Below are 6,836 nucleotides of genomic sequence, written 5' to 3'. Positions count from 1 at the left end.
ATAGCCATCGGCAGGGGCGCGGGCCACCGTCTCCCCGCCGATCACACCGCTGGCACCGGGCTTGTTCTCGATGACAAAGGGCTGGCCCAACTGGTCGGCGAGCTTTTGCCCCAGCATGCGGCCCACCGCATCGAGCGTGCCGCCCGGCGGAAAGGGGATCACGACCCGCACCGGCTTGGCCGGATAGGTCTGCGCAAAGCCGCTGGCGGCCAGGGCCAGGGCGGCGGCACCGATGGCAGTGCGTAGCGCGGTACGGATAAATGGTTGGCGTTGCATGGTGTCTTGTCTCCTGTCGGTTTTTTTCTAGAACGTGTTGACGATCTCTACGCAGCCGCGTTGGCGTGCAATCGGGATGAGTTCGAAGCGGTGGTTCGCAGCTTGCACCGAGGTGCAAGCAAGAGCCAACGCGAAGAAATCGCCCGATTTCACGTCAACCCGTAGGGACAGTGACTTTGCGGACACCCCGTCTTGAGGTGCACGCATCACTTCATTCCGCAAGGGCACTGTCGAGGCGCGAGGAGATCGTCAACACGTTCTTCGGGACCCCTGGGGGCAAAGGACCTGGGGTCCCCTGCCCTACTTCAACGGCGGCTTAGCGCTTGAGCAGCCCGGCTTGCTTGACGGCAGCGCGCAGTGCCTCCACCTCCTTGGCATTGGGCGCTTCGGTCGGTGGGCGCACGGTGGCGTCGTCAATCACGCCGGCCAGGTACATGCCGCCCTTCATGCGGGCATGGGCCTCGCCGGTGGGTTCGCCACCGCCATACACGGCATCCTTGAGCGGGGTGATGATGGCCTGCACTTCCATCGCCTTCTTCAGGTCGCCTGCCTTCACGGCGTTCCACAGGTCGATGATCAGCTGCGGAATAAACGTCGCAAAGCCCACCAGCGCGCCGTCCACGCCCTGCACCATCGAGGCGAGCAGGTACTCGTCGTGGCAGGTCAGGATGGCCTTGGAGGCATCGGCCTCGCGGATCGCCTGGATGTCGCGGGCGTATTTGTTCATGTCGCGCTGGCCCACCTTGAAGGCCTGCAGGTAGGGCAGCCTGGCCAGGTCGGCCAGCAGTTGCGACGAGTAGGAAGCACGCGTCCAGGCCGGGTACACATGGCAGACCAGGTCGGCATGGGGGGCGGCTTTGTGGATGGCTTCGAAGTACTGCAGCGCATGGCCGGAGGTGAAGCCAAAGCGCAGCCAGTGGTGCGGGGGCATGACATCCAGCGCCACGGCACCGGCTTCCACCGCAGCGCGGGCATGCTCTGCCGCATCGGCCAGGCCTTCGCAAACGATGGACGAGATCACCGGCATGCGGCCTTTGAGCTCGTCTGCCACAATGCGCGTCACCTCAGCGCGCTCGGCCGGGGTCAGCGAGAACACCTCGCCGGTATGGCCGTTGGTCATGATCGCCACCACGCCATCGTGGCCGGCCAGCCAGGAGGCGAGCTTGCGCAGTGCGGGTTCGTCAATGCGGTGGTCCGGGGTGAAAGGGCAAGAGATGGCAGGAATAATTCCACGATAATTCGCGATGGCAGGCATGTTTTTGTCTCCGTTAGGGGTGCGGGTGGTCAACGGTGTTCATCATTTCCTAGCGGGTCCCTGCTGTCCAATACCCGAAACGCATACAACTATCTACGAGCCAGGCAGGCTCCAAGGAAACCCATGGGACCCGGCAACCGCCCGCTCGATCTGGAGTGGCTCGAAGACTTCATGGCACTGGCCGACACCGGCAACTTCTCGCGTGCCGCCGAAGCCCGCGCCATCGCCCAGCCCGCCTTTAGCCGCCATATCCGCTCGCTGGAAGACTGGGTCGGCGTGGAGCTGTTTGACCGCAGTGCCCACCCTGCCGCCCTCACCCCCGCCGGCCAGCGCTTTCTGCCGCTGCTGCAAAACGTGCTGGCCAATCTGGAGGCCGCCCGCATCAAGGCCCGCGCCGCGCACGACCAGGCTGCCGCCAGCCTGCGCTTTGCCGCCACCCATGTGCTGTCGCTCACCTTTTTTCCGCGCTGGCTGGTGGGCATGGAAGCGCAGCTGCGCATGGGCCCGATCCAGACGATGAGCGACAGCTCACTCGCCTGCGAAGACCTGATGCTGCAGCGCCGCGTGCAGTTTGTGCTGTGCCACGGCCATGCCGCCGTGCCCGGCCGCCTGGACGAAGGCCAGTATCCCGTGCTGCGCCTGTCCGATGACCTGCTACGCCCGGTCAGCGCCGCCGCCCCCGATGCCCCCGGCCAGCCGCTGCACCGCATCGGCCAGCACAGCGCTGTGCCCGTGCTCGCCTACAGCGAAGCCTCGGGCCTGGGCCGCATCATGCGATCGCGCATGCGCGGCATGTTTGCCGATGGCGCAGACGCCGTGCACTCCCCCCAGCCCGGCATGGCGCAGGGTGTTGCCGTCGTCTTTACCGCCCACCACGCGGCCCTGCTCAAAACCATGGCCCTGGAAGGCCGAGGCGTCGCCTGGCTGCCCCAGAGCCTTATCACTGAAGAGCTGCGCAGCGGCAGCCTGGTGCCTGCGGGCGACGACCGCTGGAACGTACCGGTGGAGATCCGCCTGTACCGCCAACGCTCGGAGATGGCGCCGGCGGCAGAGGCGCTGTGGGCGCTGGTGCAGACGCAAAATTCAGTCTCCGGCAGCCACCACCAGCCCATCACAGGCGCCTAAACTCCCACTGCATTCAAGCGAGAACTCCCATGTTCCCTGACAGTATCGACACCCCCATCCAAACACCCCGCCTGAGCTTGCGCCTAGCCGGCCCCGGCGATGGCAAGGCTGTTTATGCTGCGGTGGTAGAAAGCCTGGCCAGCCTGCGCGCCTGGCCCACCTCGCTGCCCTGGGCACTGTATGAGCCGTCGGCATCTGCGTCCGAAGACTTTTGCCTCGCCAGCATGGGCGATCGCGAAAACGGCACTGGCCTGGCATTTCTGGTGTGGGATCGCGAACAACGGTTGATAGGCAGCGTGGGCCTGCACACGATCCGCTGGGATATTCCCAGCATGGAAATTGGTTTTTGGATGCGCAGTGGCGTACACAGAAACGGATTTGCGAAAGAGGCGGTCACGGCAGTGCTGCACTTGGCATTCACGCAATTGAAAGCGCGGCGGGTGTTTGCGCGCACCGATGAAGATAACGCGGGCAGCCGTGCGACCTGCGCCAGTGCGGGGATGCTGTTGGAGGGGGTGATGAAAAATGAGCGCATCACGCCATCAGGGCAGCTAAAGAATGGCTGTGTGTATGCGTCAACCAGGTAGCCTGCGATTGCCGTAATCGGCCCAGCGCAGATCTGGCGCGGCTTGGCTGCTGCAGGTTATAAACCGCGCCTTGATGCCAGGCGCCCAGGCAACGCTGCAGCAGCCCGAGGATCCTCCGCTTCTGCCACTACTCGGGCTTGCCCTTCATCCCCAACAATTCGCTCGCACTGATGATGGCCTGGGCGATCTCTTCGACCGATACGCGCTTTTTCATGGCCTGCTCGCGCAGCATTTCGTAGGCGCGGTCTTCACTGACCTGATGGGTGGCAATGAGGATGGCTTTGGCGTCGGTCACACGGCGTTGGCCCAGCAGCTTGTTTTGCAGTTTGTGCACATGTTGCTGCATCTGCCGGTGCTCCTTGTGCATCTGGCGCGCGACGACCAAGGTGGAGAGCAGGCCAAAGGAGCGTATGGGCGAAGGCAGGATCGCCTGCGCCTTGAGCTCCAGCACGGCAGACACAATGGTGGGGTTTTCATAGTTCACCACCGCGACCAGAGCGGGCGCCTGCTCACCGCTCGCCCAGGCCATAAGCAGGTGCAGAAAATCAGGGCGCACCGCCAACAGGACGATATCCGGGTCGTCCGGCAATTGCTGCACCGGTGGCCAGACGCTGCGCACCTGGCAGCCGATGCGCTGGAGCTGCTGGGCCAGCAGCAAGCCATCGGCATCCTCGGGGTGCATCAGGATGATTTTGAGTTGGCGCAGCTCCTTGAGGTGCTGCGAGGTAGCGCGGGGCTGCTGCGGGTTCACGCTCAGACCTCGATCTTGGCCGTCCAGTCGCCCAAGGAATGGGTGACCAGATAAGGATCCGGCGATACGGCGCGTTTGGCCTCGCGCAGTATGGTGAACTCCCCTTGCGCATTGGCCCGCCCAATGCGGGGGTAGACCCAGGTGTGGTGGTTTCCGGGATCGATGCGCACACGCCCCTGAGGCGCATCAAACTCGCTGCCCAGCAGGTAAGGCAGCAACTCGCTGATGGTGTCGCTGCCCGAGCGGCGAAAGGCGTTGGCAAACATATGCAGCTGAAAATAGGAGGCTTCCCAGCACAGATTGGGGCGGCAGTCATCGCCGAAAAGCCGCTTGAGGTGGGCCAGGCAGCGCTGGTTGGCGGCAGATTGGATCGACTGAAAATAAGGTGCCGAGGTGATGTGGCCGGCTGCGATATCAAAGCCCATTTGTCCGATCTCGGCCTCCGAGGTGGTGAGGCTGCAGATCGGCATTTCTTTGGTGCTGAAGCCGGCATCGGCATAGGCGCGGTAGAGCTGGGCGGTGGAGTCTCCGACCACCGTGGAGAAAATGAAGTCAGGGCGCTTCTGGCGGATATCTTCCATGACGGCTCGGTAATCGTGCTCGGTGGCCGCCAGTGGCAGGTAACGCTCACCGAGGATTTCGCCCTCGGGGTGCTGCAGGACCAATTCGCGCAGTATGCGGTTGGATTCGTAGGGGTAGATGTAGTCCGAGCCGATGAGGTACACGCGCGCGCCAAAGCTGCTGGTCATGAAATCGGCCAACTGCACGCTGTTCTGGTTGGGGGCGGCGCCGGTGTAGATGATGTTCGCGGAGAACTCGAAGCCTTCGTAGAGCGTGGGGTAGAACAAAAGCTTGTTCCATTTCTCGACGACGGGCAGCACGGCCTTGCGGCTGCTGGACATATAGCAGCCAAAAATGGTGTTGACGCGGTCGTGCATGATCAGCTGCTCGGCCAGGCGCGCGTACTCAGCGGGGTTGGACGCGGGGTCATAGCGCACGGCTACCAGCTCGCGCCCGAGCACGCCGCCGGCGTTGTTGATTTCGTCAATGGCCAGCAAGCTGCCCTGCAGTTGCGACTGGCCAATGATGGACGTGGTGCCCGTTTCCGAAAAGAGAATGCCGACACGCAAGGGATCGTTGTTTGCCAAAACCTGTCTCCTGGTCTATCCCACTCCAATGCTTGGGCCACTGGAGCGGATGCGGGGTAAATGCATAAAGCGTGCCAGCCAGCTTAGCGCAGCGGCAGGCGCTGGCCGGTCTCATCGGTGCAGGGCTGGGGAGTGCCCTGCACATCTAGCGCCCAGCGGCCAGGCGCGCGCCCATCCTGGTCAAGCGCGGCAGCAGCTGCACGGCGTCATCCGCGATGTCATAGCCCCGCCATCCGAAGATCTGGCGCACATAGGCATCGGCCTGTGCATCGACAGCCAGACAGCAAACGCGCACGCCTGCGCGCTTGGCCTCCTGAACGGCATGCCGCGCATCTTCGATCAGGTATCGCTTGTCGTGCACATCGATGTCGTGCGGAGCGCCATCGGTGACCACCAACAGGCTGCGCTGCCCTTCGGGCTCGTTGCGCAGCAGGCTGCTGGCATGGCGCAGGGCCGCCCCCATGCGCGTCGAATAGCGCCCGCGCAGGGCTTGGACCATGGCTGCCGTGGCGCTGCTGTGTGCCTGGCCAAAATCAAGCAAGCGGTAGTAGTTGACTTCGGCACGGGTGTTGGACGAGAACGCATGGATGGCCAGACGCTCGGCGCTGCGCAAGCACGCCTGCGCCAGCATCAGCGCGGTTTGCTTCTCCAATGCCAGCAGACTCTGGCCCTGCGGCCCGATGTCGTTGACCGATTCGGAGATGTCCAGCAGCACCAACATGCTGGCGGGGCGTGGGCCCTGGCCGCTGCGCATGAAAATGCGCGGGTCAGGGTGTAGCTGCATACGCATGTCCACCTGCACGTCGATGGCCGCATTGAGGTCCAGCGCATCGCCCTCCCACTGGCGGCGAAGCCGATGGCGCCGGTCGAGCACGCGGGGATGGGGCAACGCCAGACTGTCGACCCTGGAGGCACTGGACAGGCGCGCACTACGGATCTCGCTCAGGCCCTGCCACGCAGGGAGTTTTTCGACCACCTGGCACCAATCGGGCTTCATATGCTCGCTCCTGTAGTCCCATTCCGGGTAGTGAAAGCGGGCGATCTCCAATTCCTCGGCCGCCTGGGGCGTTTGCGCCGGCTCGGGGGGCTCTTGCGCATTTCTTGTATGCGCCACTTGCCGTTGCGCGGTAGTCTGGGGCAGCTGCAAGGCCTCGTCCTGGCTGTCTTCCGACTCGGGATGCGCCCAGAGGTAGCTGTTGTCATCCCGGTAGAGCGTGGGCCCGGCGTAGTGCTGTGGATCCATCCGCACGCGCATCTGGCCAAGGTCATTGGCGAGGATGGAGGCGATAGCTCGGAATGCCGCATAGTCTTCCAGTCCATGCCGGTGCACCGTGTCTTCAAAAAGCTGCTGCGCCTTGTGCACCCAGTGGTTGGCGCTACCGCTGTCCACCTGCAACAAGATCCGGTCAAGCCGCGCCATAAAGGCGGTAAAGCCCAGGTTTTCCGCCTCGGGCTCGGGCGCGATATGCGCCTGGAACCAAGGGCGTGCGCCGGGGTAGTCGCGCAGCAACAGGCGTTCGGCGCGGGCGTCTTCTATGGCCGAGACCAGCACCATGCCCATGGGCTTCAAGGCCTGGCTGGGCTGGCGCGCTGGCGAATGCAGCAGATGCGCCGCAGCATGCGCCACCATGGCGGTGTGCCGGTGGGCACGCTCGGCCTCGGGCAGATCGAGTAGCGGCGGGAGCATCAAGCGG

The 6,836-nt window shown here is 64.0% G+C and carries 7 protein-coding genes; 2 read left to right on the top strand and 5 right to left on the bottom strand.

All coding sequences use genetic code 11. From position 1 onward, the window contains the following. Positions 1-276, bottom strand: a 276-nt coding sequence (locus tag H928_RS33505; protein WP_255343220.1) for a tripartite tricarboxylate transporter substrate binding protein, incomplete at its 3' end; no start/stop codon positions are given. 316 nt (positions 277-592) lie between these two features. Continuing rightward, the gene (locus H928_RS0116575) at positions 593-1,531 is read right to left on the bottom strand and encodes a dihydrodipicolinate synthase family protein (RefSeq protein ID WP_021027510.1); all 939 of its coding nucleotides are present in this window, start codon (positions 1,529-1,531) and stop codon (positions 593-595) included. A 123-nt stretch (positions 1,532-1,654) separates the two neighbouring features. Here H928_RS0116575 and H928_RS0116570 point away from each other — a divergent pair, with 123 nt between their 5' ends. Both H928_RS0116570 and H928_RS28350 read left to right on the top strand, forming a co-directional pair. Further along, complete coding sequence (locus H928_RS0116570) at positions 1,655-2,656, top strand: LysR family transcriptional regulator (protein WP_021027509.1); 1,002 nt, start codon at positions 1,655-1,657, stop codon at positions 2,654-2,656. 29 nt (positions 2,657-2,685) lie between these two features. Continuing rightward, a complete protein-coding gene (locus H928_RS28350; RefSeq protein WP_043340695.1) occupies positions 2,686-3,243 on the top strand; it encodes a GNAT family N-acetyltransferase in 558 nt (185 codons plus the stop codon). Positions 3,244-3,370: 127 nt separating this feature from the next. Here the strand turns inward: H928_RS28350 and H928_RS0116560 are convergent, their stop codons facing one another. From H928_RS0116560 to H928_RS28345, 3 genes are all read right to left on the bottom strand, one after another. Continuing rightward, the gene (locus tag H928_RS0116560) at positions 3,371-3,994 is read right to left on the bottom strand and encodes an ANTAR domain-containing protein (protein WP_021027508.1); all 624 of its coding nucleotides are present in this window, start codon (positions 3,992-3,994) and stop codon (positions 3,371-3,373) included. A 2-nt stretch (positions 3,995-3,996) separates the two neighbouring features. Next, positions 3,997-5,142 carry a transporter substrate-binding domain-containing protein gene (locus H928_RS0116555; RefSeq protein ID WP_021027507.1) on the bottom strand — a complete coding sequence of 382 codons (1,146 nt, stop codon included), beginning with the start codon at positions 5,140-5,142 and terminating at the stop codon, positions 3,997-3,999. 145 nt (positions 5,143-5,287) lie between these two features. Continuing rightward, a partial coding sequence (locus H928_RS28345) for a nitric oxide reductase activation protein NorD (protein ID WP_043340690.1) occupies positions 5,288-6,836 on the bottom strand: 1,549 nt, incomplete at its 5' end.

The sequence above is a fragment of the Comamonas sp. B-9 genome, assembly GCF_000410635.1.
GTDB lineage: Bacteria > Pseudomonadota > Gammaproteobacteria > Burkholderiales > Burkholderiaceae_C > Comamonas.
This window is presented reverse-complemented; position numbering and strand designations above follow the sequence as displayed.

Excerpts from the sequence above, each read along its gene's own strand:
- H928_RS0116575 (WP_021027510.1), bottom strand. The coding sequence starts at position 1,531 with ATGCCTGCCATCGCGAATTATCGTGGAATTATTCCTGCCATCTCTTGC.
- H928_RS28350 (WP_043340695.1), top strand. The coding sequence starts at position 2,686 with ATGTTCCCTGACAGTATCGACACCCCCATCCAAACACCCCGCCTGAGC.
- H928_RS0116570 (WP_021027509.1), top strand. The coding sequence starts at position 1,655 with ATGGGACCCGGCAACCGCCCGCTCGATCTGGAGTGGCTCGAAGACTTC.